General features: G+C 67.4%; 26 protein-coding genes. 14 read left to right on the top strand and 12 right to left on the bottom strand.

The features are described from left to right. Window positions 1–29: 29 nt before the first annotated feature. Complete coding sequence (locus tag HDC95_RS14200) at window positions 30–1,808, bottom strand: serine hydrolase (protein WP_259064258.1); 1,779 nt, start codon at window positions 1,806–1,808, stop codon at window positions 30–32. A gap of 102 nt (window positions 1,809–1,910) precedes the next feature. On the opposite strand from HDC95_RS14200, the gene HDC95_RS14195 reads away from it, so the two are divergent. Further along, entirely contained in the window at window positions 1,911–2,864 is a 954-nt protein-coding gene (locus tag HDC95_RS14195) for a hypothetical protein (RefSeq protein ID WP_259064257.1), read from the top strand. 46 nt (window positions 2,865–2,910) lie between these two features. After that, window positions 2,911–4,434 (top strand): ATP-dependent DNA ligase, encoded by a 1,524-nt coding sequence (locus HDC95_RS14190; RefSeq protein ID WP_259064256.1) that lies wholly within the window; start codon window positions 2,911–2,913, stop codon window positions 4,432–4,434. A gap of 164 nt (window positions 4,435–4,598) precedes the next feature. On the opposite strand, the gene HDC95_RS14185 is transcribed toward HDC95_RS14190, so the two are convergent. Together HDC95_RS14185 and HDC95_RS14180 are read right to left on the bottom strand one after the other, a co-directional pair. Next, window positions 4,599–4,775: a hypothetical protein gene (locus HDC95_RS14185; RefSeq protein WP_259064255.1), complete on the bottom strand. Its 177-nt coding sequence runs from the start codon at window positions 4,773–4,775 to the stop codon at window positions 4,599–4,601. 4 nt (window positions 4,776–4,779) lie between these two features. Next, window positions 4,780–5,424, bottom strand: coding sequence for a MerR family transcriptional regulator (locus tag HDC95_RS14180; protein ID WP_259064253.1), 645 nt, complete (start codon window positions 5,422–5,424; stop codon window positions 4,780–4,782). 69 nt (window positions 5,425–5,493) lie between these two features. On the opposite strand from HDC95_RS14180, the gene HDC95_RS14175 reads away from it, so the two are divergent. After that, window positions 5,494–6,006 carry a DUF4188 domain-containing protein gene (locus HDC95_RS14175; RefSeq protein ID WP_259064251.1) on the top strand — a complete coding sequence of 171 codons (513 nt, stop codon included), beginning with the start codon at window positions 5,494–5,496 and terminating at the stop codon, window positions 6,004–6,006. Here the strand turns inward: HDC95_RS14175 and HDC95_RS14170 are convergent. Together HDC95_RS14170 and HDC95_RS14165 are read right to left on the bottom strand one after the other, a co-directional pair. Beyond that, window positions 6,003–6,539 carry a hypothetical protein gene (locus tag HDC95_RS14170; protein ID WP_259064250.1) on the bottom strand — a complete coding sequence of 179 codons (537 nt, stop codon included), beginning with the start codon at window positions 6,537–6,539 and terminating at the stop codon, window positions 6,003–6,005. The two genes, HDC95_RS14175 and HDC95_RS14170, sit on opposite strands and share 4 nt — an antisense overlap. 53 nt (window positions 6,540–6,592) lie before the next feature. Continuing rightward, window positions 6,593–7,162 (bottom strand): TetR/AcrR family transcriptional regulator, encoded by a 570-nt coding sequence (locus tag HDC95_RS14165; RefSeq protein ID WP_259064249.1) that lies wholly within the window; start codon window positions 7,160–7,162, stop codon window positions 6,593–6,595. Between the two features lie 75 nt (window positions 7,163–7,237). Between HDC95_RS14165 and HDC95_RS14160 the strand changes: the two genes are divergently transcribed. After that, window positions 7,238–8,239, top strand: a complete 1,002-nt coding sequence (locus tag HDC95_RS14160) for an SDR family NAD(P)-dependent oxidoreductase (RefSeq protein ID WP_259064248.1) — start codon at window positions 7,238–7,240, stop codon at window positions 8,237–8,239. A gap of 22 nt (window positions 8,240–8,261) precedes the next feature. Here the strand turns inward: HDC95_RS14160 and HDC95_RS14155 are convergent, their stop codons facing one another. Both HDC95_RS14155 and HDC95_RS14150 read right to left on the bottom strand, forming a co-directional pair. Further along, window positions 8,262–8,489, bottom strand: coding sequence for a DUF2188 domain-containing protein (locus tag HDC95_RS14155; protein WP_259064247.1), 228 nt, complete (start codon window positions 8,487–8,489; stop codon window positions 8,262–8,264). Between the two features lie 82 nt (window positions 8,490–8,571). After that, window positions 8,572–9,192 carry a TetR family transcriptional regulator gene (locus HDC95_RS14150; protein ID WP_259064246.1) on the bottom strand — a complete coding sequence of 207 codons (621 nt, stop codon included), beginning with the start codon at window positions 9,190–9,192 and terminating at the stop codon, window positions 8,572–8,574. A gap of 65 nt (window positions 9,193–9,257) precedes the next feature. On the opposite strand from HDC95_RS14150, the gene HDC95_RS14145 reads away from it, so the two are divergent. From HDC95_RS14145 to HDC95_RS14110, 8 genes are all read left to right on the top strand, one after another. Beyond that, a complete protein-coding gene (locus HDC95_RS14145; RefSeq protein WP_259064245.1) occupies window positions 9,258–9,851 on the top strand; it encodes a biotin transporter BioY in 594 nt (197 codons plus the stop codon). A 255-nt stretch (window positions 9,852–10,106) separates the two neighbouring features. Then, the gene (locus HDC95_RS14140) at window positions 10,107–11,483 is read left to right on the top strand and encodes a plasmid pRiA4b ORF-3 family protein (RefSeq protein ID WP_259064244.1); all 1,377 of its coding nucleotides are present in this window, start codon (window positions 10,107–10,109) and stop codon (window positions 11,481–11,483) included. An 81-nt stretch (window positions 11,484–11,564) separates the two neighbouring features. Then, on the top strand, window positions 11,565–13,895 hold the full coding sequence (purL, locus tag HDC95_RS14135) for a phosphoribosylformylglycinamidine synthase subunit PurL (protein ID WP_259064243.1): 2,331 nt from the start codon (window positions 11,565–11,567) through the stop codon (window positions 13,893–13,895). Beyond that, window positions 13,892–14,068, top strand: a complete 177-nt coding sequence (locus HDC95_RS14130; protein WP_259064242.1) for a hypothetical protein — start codon at window positions 13,892–13,894, stop codon at window positions 14,066–14,068. The genes purL and HDC95_RS14130 overlap by 4 nt, the downstream gene beginning before the upstream one ends. 224 nt (window positions 14,069–14,292) lie before the next feature. Then, window positions 14,293–15,000 (top strand): DUF2786 domain-containing protein, encoded by a 708-nt coding sequence (locus HDC95_RS14125; RefSeq protein ID WP_259064241.1) that lies wholly within the window; start codon window positions 14,293–14,295, stop codon window positions 14,998–15,000. Window positions 15,001–15,035: 35 nt separating this feature from the next. Beyond that, a complete protein-coding gene (locus HDC95_RS14120) occupies window positions 15,036–15,200 on the top strand; it encodes a hypothetical protein (RefSeq protein WP_259064240.1) in 165 nt (54 codons plus the stop codon). A 144-nt stretch (window positions 15,201–15,344) separates the two neighbouring features. After that, entirely contained in the window at window positions 15,345–15,698 is a 354-nt protein-coding gene (locus HDC95_RS14115; protein ID WP_259064238.1) for a TraR/DksA C4-type zinc finger protein, read from the top strand. A gap of 89 nt (window positions 15,699–15,787) precedes the next feature. Next, window positions 15,788–15,973, top strand: coding sequence for a hypothetical protein (locus tag HDC95_RS14110; protein ID WP_259064237.1), 186 nt, complete (start codon window positions 15,788–15,790; stop codon window positions 15,971–15,973). 66 nt (window positions 15,974–16,039) lie between these two features. Here the strand turns inward: HDC95_RS14110 and HDC95_RS14105 are convergent, their stop codons facing one another. The 4 genes from HDC95_RS14105 to HDC95_RS14090 form a co-directional block, all read right to left on the bottom strand. Then, complete coding sequence (locus HDC95_RS14105; protein ID WP_259064235.1) at window positions 16,040–16,783, bottom strand: SDR family oxidoreductase; 744 nt, start codon at window positions 16,781–16,783, stop codon at window positions 16,040–16,042. 131 nt (window positions 16,784–16,914) lie between these two features. Then, complete coding sequence (gnd, locus tag HDC95_RS14100; protein WP_259064233.1) at window positions 16,915–17,970, bottom strand: phosphogluconate dehydrogenase (NAD(+)-dependent, decarboxylating); 1,056 nt, start codon at window positions 17,968–17,970, stop codon at window positions 16,915–16,917. A gap of 15 nt (window positions 17,971–17,985) precedes the next feature. Next, entirely contained in the window at window positions 17,986–18,231 is a 246-nt protein-coding gene (locus tag HDC95_RS14095) for a hypothetical protein (protein WP_259064429.1), read from the bottom strand. Beyond that, complete coding sequence (locus HDC95_RS14090) at window positions 18,218–18,946, bottom strand: hypothetical protein (protein WP_259064438.1); 729 nt, start codon at window positions 18,944–18,946, stop codon at window positions 18,218–18,220. Before HDC95_RS14090 ends, HDC95_RS14095 begins: the two co-directional genes overlap by 14 nt. On the opposite strand from HDC95_RS14090, the gene HDC95_RS14085 reads away from it, so the two are divergent. Beyond that, window positions 18,941–19,756, top strand: a complete 816-nt coding sequence (locus HDC95_RS14085) for a hypothetical protein (protein ID WP_259064232.1) — start codon at window positions 18,941–18,943, stop codon at window positions 19,754–19,756. The two genes, HDC95_RS14090 and HDC95_RS14085, sit on opposite strands and share 6 nt — an antisense overlap. A gap of 154 nt (window positions 19,757–19,910) precedes the next feature. Here HDC95_RS14085 and HDC95_RS14080 read toward each other — a convergent pair whose 3' ends face one another. Continuing rightward, complete coding sequence (locus HDC95_RS14080) at window positions 19,911–21,359, bottom strand: lipase maturation factor family protein (RefSeq protein WP_259064231.1); 1,449 nt, start codon at window positions 21,357–21,359, stop codon at window positions 19,911–19,913. Between the two features lie 102 nt (window positions 21,360–21,461). Between HDC95_RS14080 and HDC95_RS14075 the strand changes: the two genes are divergently transcribed. Further along, window positions 21,462–22,256, top strand: coding sequence for an SDR family NAD(P)-dependent oxidoreductase (locus HDC95_RS14075; protein WP_259064428.1), 795 nt, complete (start codon window positions 21,462–21,464; stop codon window positions 22,254–22,256). Window positions 22,257–22,380 lie beyond the last annotated feature (124 nt).

Raw genomic sequence — 22,380 nt, 5'->3', positions numbered from 1 at the left:
GGGTTGTGAACTGGCGGGTCGAGTGAGGGTCACCCGACCCGGGTGAAGACGCCGAGCCCGTTCGGCTCCTGCCCCTCCTCGGGGAACTTGTTGAAGAACGTCAGCGTGACCCCGGTGATCTGATCCTCCTCGCGGACGAAGACCGCCGATGAGAGTGAACCGGGCAGCGCGTTCTCACCGGTCGGCACGAACGAAAGCGTGTCTGCGTCCCATGGATCGATCTCGAACGTGTAGCCACCCTCCGGGCCGAGCGCGCCGGTGAGGGCACCGTTCTGCTCCGTCACGACGAAGTTTCCGAAGTAGGGGCTCGTGTACGTGCCGACATAGTCGCCGGCAGGGCCTGCTGGCGCCGCATCCGCGGGGGGCTCTTCGCCGACGAGGTCACCGGCCGGGTCAGAGAAGTGCGCGAAGATGTCGGGCCACAGATCCAACCAGGGTCGCGTCTCCTCGCCGAACTGCACGAGATCGACGAACTCCGAAGCAATCGCCTCCGGAACTCCCGACGGCGCTCCGTTCGTGAGCACGACGATCCCGAGGTTCAGGTCGGGGATCATCGTTGCGTTAGTGGCGGTGCCCCACCCGAACGCGCCGGAATGACTGATGTTGACGCGACCGGTCCCTGTGGCGCCGATGTTCGCGCCGAATCCATAGTGGGCGGTGCGCGATATCAGGTTCTTCGCATCGCCGCCGGTGATCGAATGGGCGGAATACGTCTTTGCAAGCACGAGCGGATCGATGTACTCCTCGCCGTCGACCTCGCCGTTCGCCAGCACCATGTTCATCCACTTCGCGATGTCGCCTGCAGTGGAGGCGACACCGCCAGCAGGAGCCTCGGCATCAGCGTCGCGGTCGAACAGCTGCTCGTACACACCTTCTCCGGTACGGGCATGCATCGCCGCGCGATCATCCGCGGCGAGGTATTCGTCGTGGGTGGTGGTCGTCGAAGTCATGCCAAGCGGCTCGAATAGCAGCGCGTGCGCGGTCTGGTCCCACGTCTGCCCGCGCGATGCCGCGACCGCCTCGCCTCCCACCGTGAGTCCGAAGTTGGAGTACTGATACGTGTCGCGGAACGATGCCAGCGGAATCTGATTCATGTGGGCCATGATGTAGTCGGCGTCGAAGCCGATGTCTTCGAGTTCATCGCCGCCACCGGTCGGAAGGCCGGTGCGGTGCGAGAAGAAGTCCGCGATCTTCGCGTGCTCCGTCACGTACGGATCGTTCAACGCGAAGTCGGGAAGGTACTCGATGACCGGGTCCTCCCACGACAGCTCGGCGTCATCGGTGATCGCCTTGGCCACGATGCTCGACGAGAGCGGCTTGGACAGGGATGCGATCTGGAACACGGTGTCGGTATCGACTGGCTCCCCCGTCGTCACATCTCGCACGCCGTAGCCCTCGTCGAATACGACCTCACCATTCGAGACGACCGCGACCGCCGCGCCGGGCACTCCGGTCTGCTTGAGCGCCTTCTCGATGAACTCGGGAAGCGCCTTGACGGCAGCATCCACTGCCGTGTCGCGATCCGTGTAGAGATCGACAGCGTCCTGGCTGGGATCTGCGCCGAGTGCGACCGCGGGGCCGCTCGAGGACGACGGCTCCGCGGCCGCATCCTCGGTGCACGCGGTGATTCCCAGCGTGAGCACTGCCACCGTCGAGACGGCGATGATGCGTGCGATGCCCTTGCTCGTGCTGCCCATGCCGTTCATGTCGCTGCCTCCGGTCGACTGCCTGCCGACGATTCCATGGCTTCGTACACGCCCCACGCGTACGAAGCCATGGGCGCCGCTCCCCATGGAGTCAGTGTGCATGGACAGAAGCGGACAAAACAACCTCCGCTTCCGGCCCCGCCCTTAAGAGGGCGTCCGGAACCGGCCACATGCGCGATGATGGTGTCTACACACGCTCCGGAGGTGGAGATGGAAGACAGGGCACTGCTCGAGCTGATCTACCGCAGCCGCCCTGAGACAGTGGCGGAGCTCGCCACCACAGCGCACGCGGATGAGGGCGAGGCCGCCGATGCCGTCGCGCGTCTCGCGCACGAAGGGGCGATCTCGGTGCGCGACGGCACGATTGCGTACGCGACGCCGGCGATGTGGACGGCCGACGTCGTCGAACGCGAAGTGCGTACGATGCGGCAGACAGCGGACGAAGCCGCCTCGCGCATCGAGGCGCTCGTCGCAGACCTTCCGGGACTGCTGCGTCATTGGGCGGTCGGCGAGGCGTCCAGTGATCTCGTTCCGGTCTTCGTGCGACATGGGCCGCAGGCCGCGGAGGACCTCTGGTACGACATCGCACGCGAGCACAGCAACACCGCGTGGTCGGTGCTTCCCGATCTCGAACGCTACCTGCAGACGGACCTCGCGCGCTCCAGCCGCTTCGCAGAGATGTTCGTCGGCAAGCGATCGGTGCGGGCCCTTCTGCCCCGCTCGATGGCAAACGACCCCCGGCTTTTGGCGATCGCCGAGCGCTACGCCGCCGTCGGGGTGGAGTTTCGCCTTCTTGACGACCTTCCGAGTTGGTTCTGGATCGACGGAGATGTGCTCGCATTGCCGATCGAATGGGGCGAGGGGTGGCCGTCCAGCGTGATCGGCGTCCGGAGCGCGTCCCTCGCCGAACTTGCCCGAAGCCTGTACCGCGAGCTCTGGCATCGCGCAGAGCCGATCGGTGGTGTGGAGCAGCCGTGGGCGCCGCTTCTTGCACTGATGAAGCAGGGCATCACCCTTGACGGGGCATCCCGCCGGCTCGGGATCAACCCGCGAACCGGTCGGCGCCGCATCGCATCGGCGATGGAGGAGTACGGGGTGTCGACATTGTTCGCCTTGGGTGTGGCATGGGCTGCGGACGGGAGGCCAACTACACGCTGAGCTGCTTAAACCCCCGAACGTCACACCCCGGTGCGAGAATGCCGACATGAAGCTCTCCGAGCTCGTCACCACCACGGAAGAGGTCACGGCCACGTCGTCGCGACTGGCGAAGACCGACGCACTCGCCCGGCTGCTCGAACGCGCCGAACCCGACGAGATCCCCACGCTCATCGGCCTGCTGCTCGCCGCTCCTCGCCAGGGACGCCTTGGTGTCGGATGGCGCGGCATCGCCGCGCTCGACATCGCGCACTCCGTCGAACCGACCCTCGCCGTCGACGACGTCGATCGTGCGCTCGACGCGCTGGCCGCAGCATCCGGGTCCGGCTCGGCAGCCGTCCGCACCAGCGCGCTCACCGACCTCGCCTCCCGAGCCACCGCCCGCGAGTGGGACTTCCTCGCTCGCGCGATGCTCGGTGAACTGCGCACCGGCGCGCTCGGCGGCGTGCTGCTCGACGCGATCGCCCGCGCCTCTGATCGCCCCGTCGCGAGCGTTCGCCGCGCCGCGATGCTCTCCGGCGATCTCGGCGATACGGCACTCCTCGCGCTGACCGGCAGCGCCGAACAGCTTGAGGCCGTCGGGCTGCAGGTCGGCCGCCCTGTGCTGCCGATGCTCGCCGGCACCGCCGCGACGGCGACGGCCGCGCTCGAGCTCACCGGCGAAGCATCCGTCGAATACAAGCTCGACGGCGCCCGCATCCAAGTGCACCGGCACGTCGACGACGTCGGCGTCTACACCCGCAGCCTCGCCGACATCACCCACCGCGTTCCCGAGATCGTCGAGATCGTGCGGGGCCTGCCCGCCCGCGACCTCATCCTCGACGGCGAGACGCTCGCGCTCGATGAAGACGGCGGGCCGCGACCCTTCCAGCAGACGATGTCGCGCTTCGGCGCCGATGTCGCCCGTGACGTCGTCCTGCGCCCCTGGTTCTTCGACCTGCTGCACGTCGACGGCCGCGATCTCATCGGCGAGCCGCTCTCCGTCCGCCTCGAAGAACTCGACCGGGTCGCGGGCGAGTGGCGGATGCCGGGAATCATCACCTCCGACGCGGATGCCGCCGAGCAGCTCTCCCGCGAAGCCCTCGCCGCCGGACACGAGGGCATCCTCGTCAAGGCGATCGGATCGACCTACGCCGCCGGGCGGCGCGGCAAGTCGTGGGTGAAGGTCAAGCCGGTGCTCACCTACGACCTCGTCGTGCTCGCGGCGGAGTGGGGCTCCGGCCGCCGGCGCGGCAAGCTCTCGAACCTGCACCTCGGCGCCCACGATCCTGACAACGAGTTCGGCGAACCCGGCGGCTTCGTGATGGTCGGGAAGACCTTCAAGGGACTCACGGACGAACTGCTGCAGTGGCAGACCGACACGTTCCCCGAGTACGAGAGGGAACGCAGTGCGTACGCGGTGTTCCTGCGCCCGGAGCTGGTCGTCGAGATCGCGATCGACGGGGTGCAGAATTCGCCCCGCTACCCCGGCGGCATCGCGCTGCGCTTCGCGCGCGTCAAGGGGTACCGCCCCGACAAGACCGCGGCCGAGGCCGACAGCATCCAGTCGCTGCGCGCGCTGCTGCGGGGGTGAGGCGGGACGGCCGCGGGGGCCGGTCCGCCACCGGAGCACCCGACGTGTGCGCTATGAAGAAGAGTTTGCGGGGTTATCAGGCGCGAGAACCCCGCAAACTCTTCTTCCCTTCGAGCCACGCGCCGCGAATTGCCGTGGGAGGTCCTTGCGATCCGGCGCGGCCGCTACTCCTGCCTGCTGAACACCCCGCGCAGCACCAGATACACGAGCACCGCGACCACGGCGACGACTGCGAGCTTCGCGATGAACCACAGCACCGAGAACAGCGCGCTGACGACGAACCACGCGACGATGACCGCGACGACGACACCGACGATTGTCCAGACGTTGTTCTTGTTCATGCCTTCAGCCTAACCGCGCAGCATCCGCGTCCGACTCGGCGTCCACAGCGCCGAACCGCTCTGCCGACGCGACCTGCTGCGCCACGCGCCGCAGTGCCAGCAGCAGCGGCTCGACGAGCACCGACCCGAGCACGACGTATCTGACCGCCGCCTCCACCGACTCGGTCGGCACTCCGGCGATCTCGGCATCCGCGATGTCGCGCATGCTCTTCAGATATACCGGCAGCGCACCTTTCGCCAATTCGAAGCCTGCACCTTCGAGTCCCTGCAGTGCGCGCGCGACGTCGTGCAGCACCGCGTCGTCGCACATCCCGGGCTTCCAGCCGAGCCCTTCGACGGCGCGCTGCGCCGCGGTCAGATCGAGCGAGTCGTCGGCGGCCGGAGTGATCGCCGCGTGCGCCGTGCCGAGCAGCCGGTGCGCATCCGCGGGCGGATCATCCAGCGCAGCGAGCACGCGCCGCGCCTCGGCGATGCTCACGCCCGCCGTGATCAGCGCCCGGATGACGCGCAGTCGCTGCACATGCGTCTCGCCATACGCCGCTTGAGTCGGCGCGCTGCGCTCCCCCTCCGGCAGCAGCCCTTCGCGCAGGTAGTACTTGATCGTCGGCACGGGAACGCCCGTCTGCGCCGACAGTTCAGAAATTCTCATGGTCACCTCTTGACATCGATAGTATCGCTATCCATTATGGATAGCACAGCTATCCAGTAAGGAGATGTCATGTCGAAAGTCGTCAACGGTCGAATGACCCATCGCCACGAAGGCGAGCTCGTCGTGTTCCACATCGGCATGCAGATCAACCGCTGGTGGCGACCGGACCTCTGGCTTCCGGCATTCATGGCCATGCCCCGGATGCTGCGCGAGCTGTCAATGGACAAGGAATCCGGATTCCTCGGGTACCAACTACTGGTCGGCAACGGCGGCCCGTACGTGGTGCAGTACTGGTCGTCGGTCGAGAAGCTCTACGCCTATGCATCCGCGCCGGCGCAGGAGCACCGCCCGGCATGGACCGCCTTCAACAAGGCCGCCCGCAAGGCTCCAGGTGCGGTGGGTGTGTGGCACGAGACGTTCTTGGTCGAGCGCGCCGAGAGCATCTACGTGTCCACCAGGCCGATGGGGCTCGCGAAGGCCACCGAGCATGTTGCTGTGGCGGGGCGCCACGAGCGGGCACAGGCCCGATTCGTGGACGGGCGGACTGCGGCGAGCGCGCCGGCGCCGAGCGGATCCGACTAACGCGGCTCGCCGACCAGCGGCCAGCGGCCGGTCCGGTCGCGGAAACGGATGGCGTCGAACAGCGGCTCGACGGGGAACAGCCGCGGATTGATGCTGAACTTCACGCCGGAAGACGAACGCACCCGGAAGCTCGGCTGTCCGTTGACCTGCCGCATCCGATAGTCGACGATTTCCACGTATCTGATCACGTGCTCGCGCCCAAAGATCGTGCGGAAGTGCACCTCGTCGGAGCGGGCGTCGACGTACCAGTTGTTGTACATCACCAAGAAGAACACGCCTCCGGCGGCGATCACGAGCGACGCGATGCGCATCGGCATCAGATCCGCCGTGAAGCGGGACGTGAACGCGCTCAGTGCCATCAGGAATCCGACAGCGAGCAGCAGCCATCCGGCGAGGGGGACGAAGATCGGCATCCGCACGCGCGACGAAGCCCGCTTCGAACGGTTCGGACGCTTCATCGCCCACCACACTCCGGCAGCGACGAGGAGTATCGCCAGCGCGATCAGGGCGTACTTGAGGGCGAATGCGGACACCCCACGACCTTACGCGGTGGTGGGTCGCGTGCGGTGTCGCGGACCCAGGAAGACTACGCCGCGATGCCCCGCAGCAGCACCTCGACCGTCGCACGCACGCGTTCCTCGCTCAGCGGCCGTCCCTGCAGCGCGGCGTACGACGCGGTGGCCACGAACTGATCCGCGATGACTTCGGCATCGGCATCCGCTCGCACCTCTCCTGCGTCCTTGGCGCGCGAGATCCGCGCGGCGATCCACCGGGCGATCGGACTCGCGAAGCGCTCGTTGAGAGCCGCACCGAGTTCGGGGTCGGTCGCCGTCACCGAGATCAGCGCGCGCGCCAGCGCAACGGACTCCGGCCTGGCGAGCCTCGCCGACGACGCCGCGAACCATGCGCGCAGGTCTGCCTCAAGATCGCCTGATGCGGCCAGCGGCACATCCGCACCCGGCAGCTCGCCCTCGAGCAGCGCCTCTCCGAGGATCGCCGCCTTCGACGGCCACCACCGGTAGATCGTCTGCTTCGAGACCGCTGCCTCCGCCGCGAGGCCCTCGATCGTCACCGCCGCGTAGCCCTCGGCCGAGACTGCGCGACGCACCGCCGCCAGCACCGCCTGACGGGCTTGTTCACTTCGTGGCCTCGGCACTCTGTCAGAGTATCGAGGAGTACGATCGAGGATAAGTAGACGCACCGTTGCGAAACGCTCATGAAAGGGAGAACCATGGCACTGACCGCACACTCCACCATCGGCGAATGGCTGGACGATCCGATCGGCGGCGAACTCGTCCGCGGCATGCTCGCCCAGGCCGGCGCCAGCGCCGACTCCCTCACCCCCGTGCTCGGCCTGCCGCTGCAGCAGATGGTCGTCCTGAGCCAGGGCGCGATGGCCCAGTCGGTCGTCGACGACCTCGTCCGCGCAGCGAACCATGGCGAGATCCCCACCGACGACGCCCCGACCGGCTGGGTCGAGAAGACCACCCCCGACCGCTTCACCGGCAAGACGATCATCGTCACCGGCGCAGCATCCGGCATCGGCAAGGCGACGGCGTCCCGCATCGCTCGCGAAGGCGGCCGCGTCATCGCCGTCGACATCGCGGCCGACAAGCTCGACGCGTTCAAGAGCGAGATCGCGGATGCCGACATCATCACCGTCGCCGGCGACCTCACGAAGCAGGAGTCGATCGACGCCGTCGTGGCCGCAGCCGGAGACACGATCGACGGTCTCGCGAACGTCGCCGGCGTCAACGACGACTTCTCGCCGGCGGGCGAGACCCCGGACGCCGTGTGGGACCGCGTCATCGCGATCAATCTCACCGCACCTTTCAAGCTCATGCGCGCTGTGCTGCCTCTGATGGAGGCTGCGGGCGGCGGTGCGATCCTCAACGTCTCGAGCGAAGCCGGCCTGCGCGGAAACGCGTCCGGCAACGCCTACACCGCGAGCAAGCACGGCATCATCGGCGTCACGAAGTCGGCGGCATTCATGTACGGGCCCAAGGGCGTCCGCGTGAACTCGGTCGCTCCGGGCGGTGTCGCCACCGGCATCCCGATGCCCCCGAACATGTCGGAGATCGGCTCCGCGCGTCTCGCGCCCTTCCAACAGGCCATCCCGAAAGTGGCGACGGCCGAGCACCTCGCCGCGTCGATCACATTCCTGCTGTCGGACGACGCCGTGAACATCAACGGCGCAATCGTCGCGAGCGACGGCGGCTGGTCGGTTCAGTAGCCCCGTCTCGGATCCCCGCGTCTCAGCCGATGAGGTCGCGGGGATTCGTACCGTAGGCAGCGCGGTCGTCCGTCGGCCCTTCGGAGAACTTCAGATTGTGCTCGACCTGCCGCGCCATAGCGGCTTCGCGTCCTGCGGCGATCGCCTCCGCCTCTTTCTCGTATCCCTCACCGAGCGTGCGTGATTCCCCCTCGATCCGGTTGAACCACAGCCCGTCCTGCCGAAACGTCTCGATGTCACCTGCAGCCATTACGTCTCCCTCTGTCGCGTTCCCCATTTCTATGCCGGCGCGTGCGTCACGAAAACCCCCTTGCCCGAGGGCCGAATGCGGACTAGCGACGGCGCCCAGAGTCGGAGACGCGGCGGTCAAGGGATCCGACGGCAGCCTGCACTCCGGCCACCACCATGGCCAGCCCGGCCTCGAAAGCGTCGACACTGTCTGCGACCCGATCGGGGGCGAGATCGACCGATGCATCAACGGCTCCGACGACGGCCGCATGCATCCGCTGCTGTTCATGGAACGTGTAGCCGATAACGTAGTGCACCAGGGTGTCGGCGGCGATGCCTGCCGATGCGTCATCGAGCCCGGCGCTGCGCGCCGCCTTCTCGAGCTGCGTCCGACTGGGCAGCTCCAGCAGCCCGAGCGCCAGCGAGCTCGACACCAGTTCGGCGCCGTCGCGATGTGCGAGCAGCCGCTCACGCAATGACGTCGCAATCGGGGCAAGATCGTCCGAAGCATCCGCTGTCCCGAGCGCGACGATCCGCTCGCTCACCGCCGCGAGCAGGCTCTGTTTGTTCGGGAAGTGCCAGTACAGCGCGCTGACCTGCACGTCGAGCACGTCGGCGATCCGCCGCATCGACAGGCCGGGCAGACCGTTCTCCGCCAACACCCGCATCGCGGCATCGACGACGGCTGTTCGGTCGTTGCGGGCGGATGCAGGGACGGCACTCATCCTGCTACTCTACAGAACACCGTTCAGGTGAACACTGTTCAGGACGCTCATCCCAAAGGAACCACATGACAACCGCAACAGCCCCGCGCCGCACCTTCCCCGTACTGGCCGACCTCATCCCCGGCGCACGAGTCCGCGATGTCGTCCTGACGCTCATTGGCACGGCGTTCATCACCGTGGCCGGGTACATCACGATTCCGCTGCCGTTCACGCCCGTCCCGATCTCGCTCGCGACGTTCGCCGTGCTCCTCACCGGCGCGGCGCTCGGTCCGCTCCGGGGATCAGCGAGCGCGGGACTCTACCTCGTGCTCGGACTCGTCGGCGTACCGCTGTTCGCGCACGGCGCCTCCGGCTGGGCGTTCTCGTCCTTCGGATACATCGTCGGCTATGTCGTCGCGGCACTGCTCGTCGGGGCACTCGCCCGCCGTCGCTCCGACCGCTCGGTCTGGTCGACTCTGGGCCTCGCCGCCGTCGGATCGCTCACGATCTACGCTTTCGGGGTGTCGTGGCTCGCCGCATTCCTGGGCATCGACCTGGTCACGGCCTTCACTCTGGGCGTGCTGCCGTTCCTCATCGGCGATGCTGTGAAGATCGCAGCGATGTCGGCACTGCTGCCGCTCACATGGCGCGTCATCGACCGGTCGGGCGAGCGCGGCTGACCGCATCCCGGCGAGAGATCGCAGCCACAGCATCCGCGAGCAGCGCCAGCATCCTAGACAGCCATCGTCCGCTGCGGCATCCGGTGCTCCATCTCCTGTGCGCGAAGGAGCACAACGCACCCGAGGCTCGGCAGGTGAGGTGAACGGATGGTGGCCGCCGATGCGGGTCACCCATTGCTGCCACCCTCTTGGAACAGCGCTGCACCTGATCGACGCCGGGAGTGACGTGTCCCACCCCGTCGCTAGTCTCGACGCATGACCCGCTATCGGCTGCGCATGAGCCTCATCGGCAGCGAACCCGAGATCTGGCGCACGTTCGACGTCGAAGGAAGCGCGCGGCTGCGGATGCTGCATCTCGCGTTGCAGACGATCATGGGCTGGCGCGAATCGCATCTGCACGCATTCACGGACGCCGACCCGCACTCTCGCCCGCAGCATCCGCCACGGCGCTGGGAGGCTCTCGATATCGAGGGCGAAGAGGGAACGCTCTCCGAAGACGACTTCACGGTCGATGACGTGCTGCGGGACGGCGGGCCGCTCTGGTACGAGTACGACTTCGGCGACGGGTGGGTGCACCGCCTCGACGTGGTCGAACAGACGCCCTCAGATGAGCACCTGACGACGGTCGTCCTTCTCGACGGTGCACGCCGCGGGCCGTTCGAAGACTCCGGCGGTGTGCACGGATACGCCGAGAAGATCGCGATCGCCGCCGACCCGCAGCATCCGGAGCACGAATCCATCACCGATTGGATCGACACCACAGTCGGGCCGTGGGGCGCCCGCGCGCCCGGGGTCTTCGATCTCGTCGGCATGCAGAGTGAGTTGAATCTGCTTTTCAACCCGCAGAATTCAGGCATCTCACCGCGCGACATGTCGGGGATCGTCAAGATCGAGGCGCATCGCCGGCCTGGCGACGTGGATGAGGCGTCGCCGATCGCCGACTTCGCCTCCGAGCTTCCGCCACCCATCCGGTCCGAACTGCGTCAGCATCTTCACCACACTGGCCTCCTCGAACCAGTCGGGATCGATATCGACACGGCACGTCGCATCGTCCGCCCGTATGCATGGCTGATGAACACGATCGGCGCGGACGGGCTCGCCCTCACCTCAGCCGGATGGATGCCGCCGGCCACTGTTCTCGCCGGGATGACCGAGCTGGGCTGGATCGACGAGTGGATCGGCAAGGGCAACCGTGAAGATCTGACCCCTCCCATGGCAGTGCTCCGCGAGACCGCACAGAGGATGGCTCTCGTGCGCGTGCAGAAGGGACGCCTGCTGCTGAGCAGCGCGGCGATGAAGGCGCTGGGCGATCCGCAGCGTCAGTTGCGCCTGATCGCGGGTGGCCTGTATCGAAAGCTCAGTGATGCCGAGAAGGATGCTGCGGTGCTGCTGCTCTTGACGATCGCCGACGGCACCGCGCCCGAAGACCGCTGGCGCAGCATCGCGTTCGGGCTGGAGATGTGCGGATGGCAGTCATCGACGGGGTGGCGGTTCACGAAGCAGGACATCGGCCACGCGACCTTCCAGGCACAGCGGGTACTGGATCAGCTCGGGGAGCTGTCTGGTCGCCGCCGTCGCCGTGGCGAGGAAGACCCGCTGGTGAAGTTGTTCGCACGCGCGGCGCTGCGGTAGTGCGAGCGCGCACACAGATTGAAGCGCCTAAACCGCCGGTAGACTTGACCACGCCCCGCCGGCCCTGATCTTGGAGTGCGCGTGACCACCCCCACCCCCGAAGCATCCACTCGTCAGCACGTCCCCGACTCCGTGAGCAACGCCGCGGCGACGCCCGAGAAGGAACAGCCTTACGCGGCGCTGGGGCTGAAGCCCGACGAGTACGCGCGCATCCGCGAGATCCTGGGCCGCCGCCCCACCTCCGGCGAGCTGGCGATGTACTCGGTCATGTGGTCGGAGCACTGCTCCTACAAGTCGTCGAAGAACTACCTGCGCCGCTTCGGCCAGAAGGTCTCCGACGAGATGAAGGAACGCCTCATGGTCGGCATGGGCCAGAACGCGGGCGTCATCGACGTCGGCGAGGGCTGGGCCGTCACCTTCAAGGCCGAGTCGCACAACCACCCCTCCTTCATCGAGCCGTTCCAGGGCGCAGCCACCGGCGTCGGCGGCATCGTCCGCGACATCATCTCCATGGGTGCTCGCCCCGTCGCCGTCATGGATGCGCTCCGCTTCGGCGCGATCGACCACCCCGACACCGCCCGCGTCGTGCACGGCGTCACCGCCGGCATCTCGTTCTACGGCAACTGCCTCGGCCTGCCGAACATCGGCGGCGAGACGGTCTTCGATTCCGTCTACCAGGCCAACCCGCTCGTGAATGCCCTGGCTGTGGGCGTGCTCCGCCACGAAGACCTCAAGCTCGCGAACGCGACGGGCACCGGCAACAAGGTCGTCCTCTTCGGCGCCCGCACCGGCGGCGACGGGATCGGCGGCGCCAGCATCCTGGCCTCCGACTCCTTCGACGACGGCGGCCCGACCAAGCGCCCCGCGGTGCAGGTCGGCGACCCCTTCGCCGAGAAGGTGCTCATCGAGTGCTGCCTCGAGCTCTACAAGGGCGAGCTCGTCGAGGCCATCCAGGACCTCGGCGCCGCCGGCATCTCCTGCGCGACATCCGAGCTCGCAGCCAACGGCAACAGCGGCATGAAGGTCTCGCTCGACAACGTGCTGCTGCGCGACCCCACGCTGACCGCTGAGGAGATCCTCATGTCGGAGTCGCAGGAACGCATGATGGCCATCGTCGCCCCCGAGAAGCTCGACGCCTTCATGGCGGTCGTGAACAAGTGGGAGGTCGAGACCAGCGTGCTCGGCGAGGTCACCGGCGACGGCCGCCTCGTCATCGACTGGCAGGGCGAGCGCATCGTCGACGTCGACCCGTCGACGGTCGCGGTCGACGGACCCGTCTACGACCGCCCGGTCGCCTACCCGACGTGGATCGACGCGCTGCAGGCGGATGCTGCGGAGCTGCTTCCCCGCTCGAACGACGCCGAGGTGCTGCGCGAGCAGTTCCTCTCGCTCGTCGCATCCCCGAACCTCGCCGACACGAGCTGGATCACCAACCAGTACGACTACTACGTGCTCGGCAACACCGCCCTGGCCTTCCCCGACGACGCCGGAATGATCCGCGTCGACGAGGAATCCGGCCTCGGCTTCGCGATCTCCACCGACGCCAACGGCCGCTACTGCCAGCTCGACCCGTATGCGGGCGCGCAGCTGGCACTCGCCGAGGCGTACCGCAACGTCGCCGTCACCGGCGCGACCCCGACCGCCATCACGGACTGCCTGAACTTCGGATCCCCCGAGAACCCCGAAGTCATGTGGCAGTTCGGCCAGACGGTCGACGGTCTGGCCGACGGATGCTACGAGCTGGGCACCCCGGTCACGGGAGGCAACGTCTCGTTCTACAACCAGACCGGTGACACCCCGATCCACCCCACGCCGCTGGTGGGCGTGCTCGGCATCATCGACGACGTCTCGCGTCGCATCCCCTCGGCCTGGCAGGACGAGGGGCAGAACATCTACCTTCTCGGCATCACCTCGACCGAGCTGTCGGGTTCGGCATGGGCCGAGACGGTGCACCAGCACCTCGGCGGGCTGCCGCCCAGGGTCGATCTCGCCGGCGAGAAGCGTCTCGCAGGGCTCATCGCCGCGGCACGCGACGAGTGGCTGATCTCGTCGGCTCACGATGTGTCGGAGGGCGGACTCGCTCAGGCTCTCGCCGAGGGCGTCATGCGCTTCGGCGTCGGCGCCCGCGTTTGGCTGACCGAGCTCATGGATCGCGATGGCGTGGATGCGGCATCCGCTCTGTTCTCCGAGTCGACCGGCCGCGTCATCGTGACCGTGCCCCGTGAGGACGACGTGAAGTTCCAGGGCCTGTGCGAAGGACGCGGTTACCCCGTGCTGCGCATCGGCGTGACCGACACCGTCTCCGACCTCGAGGTCACGGGGCTGTTCACGGTCTCGGCATCCGAGCTGCGCGAGCGTTCGCAGGCGACTCTTCCCGCGGCCTTCGGCCCGACCGTGTCGGAGCCCGTATGAGCGACGTCGAGCGACACGGCCACTCGAACGGCGGCGGCCACCCCGGTGAAGAGGACTACGGCCGCCTCGGCGAGCGCCGCACCAGGCGCATGCGCATCGTCGCCTGGGCGACGATCGCATCGCTGATCCTCATCGGCGGCGGCTCGACCGTGCTGTCGCTGCTGTTCGGCTGACCTCTTCCTGCGCCGTCTTCGGTCCGTCTTTCTGCGCCGTCTTCCTGCGCCGTCTCGGGTTCCGGGGGTCCGCGCGCGCCGTGGCCCTCTCTGAGGATCGTTGTCTCTGACTCCTCCTCCACCGCATCCGCTGTTCAGCGAAGCATCCACCTTTCGCGCTTTCGCGCTCTGCGATGTCGGAGCATCCGCGAAGGCTGAACACATCGCAGACGAAGGAGGACGCAATGAGTGAAGCCAAACTGGACCTGATTGCGAAGTTGCTGGCGAAAGCCGAGAGCACGATGCCGGAGGAAGCCGAGGCCCTCACCGAGCATGCCGAGAGGCTGATGGTGAAGTACGGCATCGAGCAGGCACGGCTCGATGCACGGCGCGCGAAGACGGGTCAGGAACGCGAAGAGATCGTGCAGGAGCAGATGATGTTCACCGGCTCCTACGCACGAGACATCCGCGAACTGGGCGGCAACGTCGCCTTCGCGCTCGGCTCGATCAGACCGATGCAGTCGGAGCGACCGGGCGGCGGATACATCCTGTACTTCGTCGGGTTCACGTCTGACGTCCAGCAGGCGAAGATCCTCACCGCAAGCCTCGAGGTGCAGGCGATGGTCGCGATGAGGTCATGGTGGGCGAGTCGCAGAGAGCTGTACCGGTGGCACTCCGAGAGCGAGAAGCGACGCGCACGCAGTGGATTCATCCGCGGGTTCGGGATCGGTGCCGCCGAGCGCCTTCGAGAGAGCCGCGCCGCGATCATCGAAGAATCCGGGTCGGGCACCGCCCTCGTGCTGGCAGACCGTCAGGACCGGGTCGATGCATTCGTCGACGCGATTCCTCATCGACGGGGACGGGCACGCCAGGGCGCGGACCGCTCGGCCTTCACCCACGGGCATCGCTCGGGTCGTGAGGCGAACACCGGCGGGAATGCTGTCATGTCCTGACGCGCTGCGCCAACGTCTTCGTGATCCACCACGGCATGGTTCTGTTCACGGTCGGAGACGAGAAGGTCGTCGGCACAGGAGGGCAGCTCCTCGTCGTGCCCGCGCTCGTCACGCACCGCTTCGAGGTGCTGGACGGAGGCACGTACGAGGCCACGCACGTGCACGCGAACGATCGCTTCGTGACGGAGTGGCTCGAATAGCGTTCACCCGGGACACATGTCAGTCGATCGACACGGATGTCAGCCGAAACAGCCGGTTCTCGGCTGACATCCGTGATTCTGGCTGACGCCTGTACCCCCGCCGGTACCCGACCCCGCACCTGCACCCGGCGCTACTCTGAGACCGTGACCGACACCGAGCTGCGCACCCTGCTGGAAGTGCTGCGCCGCGAGGCGAACGCTCGCACGGAGTCGCTCGCGGCAACGCTCACCGAGCTGACGCACGATCGCAGCAGCCAGAGCGATGATGACGAGCACGATCCGGAGGGCGTTCCGCTGTCGGCCGAATGGTCGAGGTTGAGCGGGCTGCTCGACGGGGCGCGCGACGAACTGCAGCAGCTCGATGACGCGCTGGCCAGGATGGATTCCGGCGACTACGGCGTCTGCGCGAACTGCGGTCGCAGCATCCCGATCGCGCGGCTGCGCGTCAGGCCGTTCGCCACGCTCTGCGTGCCGTGCGCAGAGAAACTGGGGCGCTGACCTCGGGGAGGACGCGGGTTGTCAACCCTCTGGCGACGGCGAGGCGGCCGGACGACGCTGGGCGGACACACTCACGACAGGAGCACCTCATGAGCGACCCCAACACCGGCGAACCTCGCATGGACGACCCGATCGAGACCGGCCTCGATGGGGGCACCGGCGATCCGAACGATGACCGCGCCTATCTCGACGACCTCGCGCCCGCGGAGGCGGCGGAGGAAGACGCAGAGGGCGACGACGACGACGATTCCGACGAGACGGATGCCGACGCCTGAGCAGGGTGCCGACGCCTGACCACACGGTGCGCGGCCACCGGTCCCGTAGCCGTGCACCCGGGAACCTCAGCTCGCGGCGAGCGCGTCCATTCGGTTGAGCGCCGCGATGACCTGCGCCTGATCCCCGCGCGCTTCGCCGTAGCGCAGGAACTTCACGCGCTCGACCTGCACCTCAGTGACGTCCGGCTGCGCCTCGAGCAGGGCCATGATCTCATCGATGTACTCGTCCAGAGGCATCGCGAACGGGTCGTCCTGATGCCCCGGCATGAGTTTGGTCTGCACCGACGGCGGCACGAGTTCGACCACGCTCACGTTCGTGCCTGCGAACTGCAGCCGCAGCGATTCACTGAGCTGGTGGATCGCAGCCTTCGTCGCGTTGTACGTGGGCGTGACGCGCAGCGGCGCGAACGCCAACCCCGACGAGACGGTCATGATCGTGGCATCCGGTTGTGCGAGCAGATGCTCCATGAACGCCGAGATCAGGCGGATCGGCCCGAGCAGGTTCGTCGTCACGGTCGCCTCGGCGTTCTGGAGGAAGCTGCCGGGTTCCGTCCAGTCCTCCATGCGCATGATGCCCGCCATCGGGATCAGCACATTGAGATCGGGATGACGCGCGATGACCTCGTTCGCTGCATCGGTGATGGACGCGGCATCCGTCTGCTCGTGCTGACCGCCGCACCCCGCAGCGAGGACGAGGAGAAGCTCCGGCTGCTCGGGGTGCTCGGGGCTCAGCGGTTCGGAGCGGACGAGCGGGCAGCGAAGGGCTGATTCCGGCTCGGACCGCGCCTCGACACCGTGCCGGGTACACATGTCAGTCGATCGGCACAGTTGTCGGCCCAAACAGCTGATGCCAGCCGACATCTGTGCTTTCGACTGACATGTGCCCCTCGTCAATCAGCGGCCGGGTCCAAGGCAACCGGCAGCACGCGGCGAGTCCAGCCTCAGCCGGCGTCGGCCTTGCGCGCGCCCGCTTCCATCACGTCGCCGGCCGGGCGTTCCTGGTGCCCGCCGAACTGCAGTCGCATTGCCGAGAGCACCTGGTTGGCGAACTGGTCCTCATCACGCGAGGCGAACCGTTCGAAGAGCGACGCCGCAAGGACCGGAACCGGAACGCCCACGTCGACTGCGGCCTTGACCGTCCACCGGCCCTCGCCCGAGTCCGACACCCGGCCGGCCAGCCCGTCGAGCGTCGGGTTCTCGTGCAGAGCGGCTGCGGTGAGGTCGAGCAGCCAGGACGAGATCACTGACCCGCGCCGCCACAGCTCGGCCACCTTGTCGGTGTCGATCGGGAACTGGTAGAACTCCGGCTCCTCCAGCGGTGCGATCTCGGCGGAGTGCTCGGCTTCACGCACACCGGCATCCGCATTCTTGAGCAGGTTGAGTCCTTCGGCGATCGATGCCATGACTCCGTACTCGATGCCGTTGTGCACCATCTTCACGAAGTGTCCGGCGCCGGAGGGTCCGCAGTGCAGATAGCCCTGCTCCTCGGGTGTGAGATCGCCATTCCGTCCGGGGGTTCGCTCGACCTCTCCGACCCCCGGTGCGATCGTGCGCAGCACGGGCTCGATGTGCGCGAACGCATTCTCACTGCCGCCGACCATGAGGCAGTAGCCGCGCTCGAGTCCGAACACACCGCCGCTCGTTCCGATGTCGACGTACTCGATGCCGCGCTCGTGCAGTGATGCGGCCCGGCGGACATCGTCGCGGTAGTTCGAGTTTCCGCCGTCGATGAGGATGTCGCCCCTGTCGAGAACACCGGCCACCTCTTCGGCCACCGATCCGGTGAGCGATGCGGGCACCATCATCCACACGACCCGGGTCGGCTCGAGCTTCGAGGCGAGATCCGCAATGCTCTCGGCACCGGTCGCCCCCTCTGCGACGAGTGCAGCGACGGCATCCGCGTTCACGTCGTAGACGACGCAGTCGTGCCCGTCGCGCATCAATCGTCGGACGATGTTCGCGCCCATCCTGCCGAGTCCGACCATGGCCAGCTGCATATCCGCTCCTGCCGTTCAGTTCGGCCCGCCGTGAGCCGAGTCGTGGTCATCCTGACACGGCCTGGAGCACGATGCCAGCATCCCGCCCGCGTCTTCTTCGGAGAAATGCAGCTTCTGCGGAGCCGACAGGGCAGATCGCTTCGAAGAATGTGCAGTTCTCCGAATTCGGTGCTGGTTCCGACACCGCCCGCACCTTGTCCTCACCCCCGGCTCGAACACGACGAACTGGCCCATCATCCCCTCGTCCTCATGCAGCAACATGTGGCAGTGGCACATGAACGGCATGGTCGGATCGGCCTAGTCCTCGAAGCGCACCAGCAGTCGGTACGTCAGGTTCGGGTTCACGGGTATTCAGCACGAACTCTCGAGTGACGGATGCTTCGTCTTCGTGCAGCTTGTCGGCGACAGCATCCTGCGCCTCGGGCCACGACGGCTCGGGAGACGGTGTCAGCGAATCGGCGGCCCGGAACTCCAGCACATCGAACTCGTCGTTCCCGCCCGAGGTCGCGGGCACCACGATCCCGCCGAGGTCGGTCTTGGCGACCGCACGGTCTCGCCCGGCTCGAACTCGACGACGACCTCGGCCCGCTCGCCCGGAGCGAGGCGCACCCGATCCATCTCGACCGTGTACGTCCTCGCGGTCGAACCGTTCAGCAGTCGCAGACGCACGCGTTCGGTCGTCACCTCCTGGTACGCGTCGACCGTGCCGTTGACCGTTGACCATGACGGTGTCGCCCAGCATCCCCGGCTCGGATCCGTCGTCGCTCAGCACGAGGCGACCGCCCCTGTCGAACTCCTTGTCCTGCACGATGAGCGTCAGCTCGTCGACGCCGTACTCGCTCGGCAAGCTCTCCGCGCGCGACCGCGCAGCGCTCGTCGTGATGGCGTATGAGACAGGGCTGGTCTCGCCGGGTCGCTGAGCAGGCAGCCACTCCTCCGCGCCGCTACGCCGCAGTAGGCTGATCCCATCATGCAAGAGTTCTGGCAGTGGGCGGGCAACTTCTGGTGGCTCATCTTCCCCATCATGGGAATGGCCGGCGGGGCTGCGAAGGCGTGGGAGCAGGGCGCGAAGCGCCGGCACGAACGACGCCTCGAGACGCTGCGCCTGAAGGGTGAGCTCAAGGCCGCAGAACTCGCCGCGCGGGGTCAGGTCGTTCCTTCGAAGAAGCCGCGGGAGATCGCCTCCGATGCGCAGGTGTCGTCGAACCAGCTGCTGGAGCGGCTGTTCGCCGAGCATGACGAGATCACCGCGCGGTGGCTGGACTACGAGCTCGACGTCGCGAAGCTCATCGCCTTCCCCGCCATGAGCGACGGGCGCCAGCCCTTGACCGCCGCATTCCTGCGGGCGAAGAAGACGGCGGATGCTCTGCGTCCGGCAACCGCGGACGCCAAGGTCAGCGAGCAGCGCGTGTCCGATTATCTGGATGCTGTCGGCAACTACGCCGTCGCATTCGAGATCGCCGAGAAAGATGCCAGGCGCCTGCGCGACTCGTCGTTCACCGAGGCCGAGCGCAAGAAGCTCGACCGTGCGCAGAAGCTCCTGAAGGTCGCCGTGGATGAATCAGCCACCCAGGCGGAGCGCAACGTCGCATACAAGCGCGTCCGCGAGGAGCTCGACGGGCTCATCGTCCTCTCCGACGACGCTGTGACGGTGCTCGAGAAGCAGGTCGCGCGGGAGATCACGTCCGGCCCGACGCCTACGCCGACCCCGGAGCGCGAACCGCTCGCAGAACGCGCACCCGAGCCGGAGCCCGCCAGTCTGCACCGGGACGACGAGCGGGCATAGCTCGGGCGTCCCTGTCACCCCGAGGTCCTTGCCGCCGGGGAGTCGGCACGACCGGGCACACCTGCACGATCGAGGAACACCTGCACGACCGGAGACCCCGAATGATCGTGCATCCGCTCCCGGGTCGTGCATCCGTACCGAATCCGCTCGGCACTCACCGCAGCTCCGCAGCCCCCACGACCTCGCGTCGCCGATCGCGCACCCACACCACGCCGCTCTTCCGGCGCTCCTCCCTGGTCGCGAAGCGGTATCGGTACGACACCGCCCGCACCCACCGCGGCCGCTGTCCCTCGAACGGATCGACACGCAGCAATGCCAGGGTCGGAGCATCCGCCTGCAGTAGCCTCGCCAGCAGCACCGTGAACCAGTCGTCCAGCGAGCGCCCGAGCGGCAGGAACCACATCAGCCAGTCGAGGCGCAGATGGTACGGCGCGAACTGCCGCGGCACGCGGCGCACATCTCCGGGCTTGCCCTTGAACTCATACTCGCGCCAGGTCGCGGCATCCGGGTCGTCATCGAGCGTGCCCTCGATGACGATCTCCACCCGCTCCTTCGTCACGGTGCCGAACGCGCCATAGGCGTTCGCGATCTGCCAGCGGTTGAAGCTCGCGTTCATCAGCTGACGACGCGCGAACAGGTTATGCAGGGCCGGCCAGCTGACGACGAGATACAGGATGCCGACGGCCGACGTGATCACGATCCAGTAGAGCGGGAGCGCGTCCGCTCCGGGGGCATTCGCGGGCATCCCGATCGCTGAGAACGCGATCACGACCGTCGCCCAGTTCAGCCACGCGAAGTTGCCCGTGAAGATGAGCCACAGTTGCGTCACGATGACGATCGCGCCCGCAGCGGCGCCGATGAGCAGCGGTACCGACCCCGGCATCCAGAGCGAGAGCAGCGGCGCGAACAGGAAGAACGGCACGACCAGTTGCGCGAAGTGGTTGCCCACCACCTCGGCCTTGTGCAACCACCGCGGCAGCAGATGCGCCTGGCGGCTCAATGGCCCCGGCATCGGCTGCGTCTCGTGGTGGAAGGTCAGCGCCGTGAGATCGCGCCATTCCCGCCCTCCGCGGATCTTGATCATACCCGCACCGAACTCCAGGCGGAACACCAGCCACCACAACAGCACGATCACGACGGTCGGCGGCGGCTGATCGCGCGAGCCGAGGAACGCGGCGAGGAAGCCCGCCTCCAACAGCAGCATCTCCCACCCGAACCCGTAGAACGTCTGCCCGATACTGGAGATCGACATGTATCCGAACCACAGCAGCAGGAAGCACACCATCGGCACCCACGGCGGCGCCATCTGCGGGACACCGGCGACGAGCAGCGCCGCGATGACGATGCCCGCCCAGCACAGCACCGCGAGGCGTCGGTCGGTGTAGCTGATGCGGCGGAACAGCGTCGGCTGCAGCATCCGCCCGCGCGCCTTCGACGTGGAGGCCCATTGCAGCAGCGCCGGTGCGGGCAGCAGTCCGTGCTCGCCCAGCAGCGGCCGGAACTGGTTCAGCGACGAGACGAAGGCGACGAGATAGAGCGCCGCGATGCCTCGCTGGAGCACCTCGCGCGCGAAGCCGAAGTCGACAGCCGCGAACCCGTCCATGTCGTCAGGCTACGCGCGTCTTCCGGATGCGGCAGGGGGTTGCGCACCGGCCCTGCATCAGTGCGGCGGCATGATTTCGGTCCGGCCGTGGTTGCATCCACCATGCGTATAGATCTAGGCGGCAAGACTGCACTCGTCACCGGCTCCACCCAGGGCATCGGGAGGGCCATCGCCGCCACCCTGGCCGACACAGGAGCACGCGTCGCCATCAACGGCCGCAGCGCCGACACCGTGGCATCCGTCATCGCGGAGTTGCAGGCGGAGTCCACCGACCGCGACCTGATCGCCGCCCCCGGCGACGTCACGAATCAAGAGGGAGCGGATGCCGTGCTCGCCGCCACCGGCGACATAGACGTGCTCGTCAACAACCTCGGGATCTTCGGCACGACCGACGCGCTGGAGATCACCGACGAGGAGTGGCGCCGCTACTTCGACGTCAATGTTCTCTCCGCTGTGCGGCTGATCCGGGAGACGCTGCCCGGTATGAAGTCGCGCGGATGGGGGCGCGTGCTCAGCATCGCCAGCGATTCTGCGGTGGTCATCCCGGCCGAGATGATCCACTACGGCATGTCGAAGACCGCCCTTCTCGCGGTGTCCCGCGGCTTCGCGAAGGATGCCGCCGGCACCGGCGTCACGGTCAACTCCGTGCTCGCCGGCCCGACGCACACAGGTGGTGTGGAGACGTTCGTCTACGAACTGGTCGACTCCACCCTTCCGTGGGGTGAGGCGCAGCGCGAATTCATGCGCCTGCACCGGCCGCAGTCGCTGCTGCAGCGCCTGATCGAACCCGAGGAGATCGCGAACATGGTCGCCTACCTCTCCTCGCCGCTGGCATCCGCGACGACGGGAGCCGCCGTGCGGGTCGACGGTGGGTACATCGACTCGATCGTTCCGTAGCGCGACGCCTCGGCGTCGGGCATCCGAGCGGCGAAGCCGTTGCGACGGGATCTGTCGTCGCGGAACCACAAAGGGCGCCGCGACCGAAGTCGCGACGCCCATCAACACGCTCAGCGAGCGAGTC

Origin of the sequence: Microbacterium sp. AK031, from assembly GCF_024807145.1 — a bacterium.
Classification (GTDB): Bacteria; Actinomycetota; Actinomycetes; order Actinomycetales; family Microbacteriaceae; genus Microbacterium.
The sequence above is the reverse complement of the archived record's forward strand: the minus strand, read 5'-3'. Positions and strand labels throughout refer to the sequence as shown.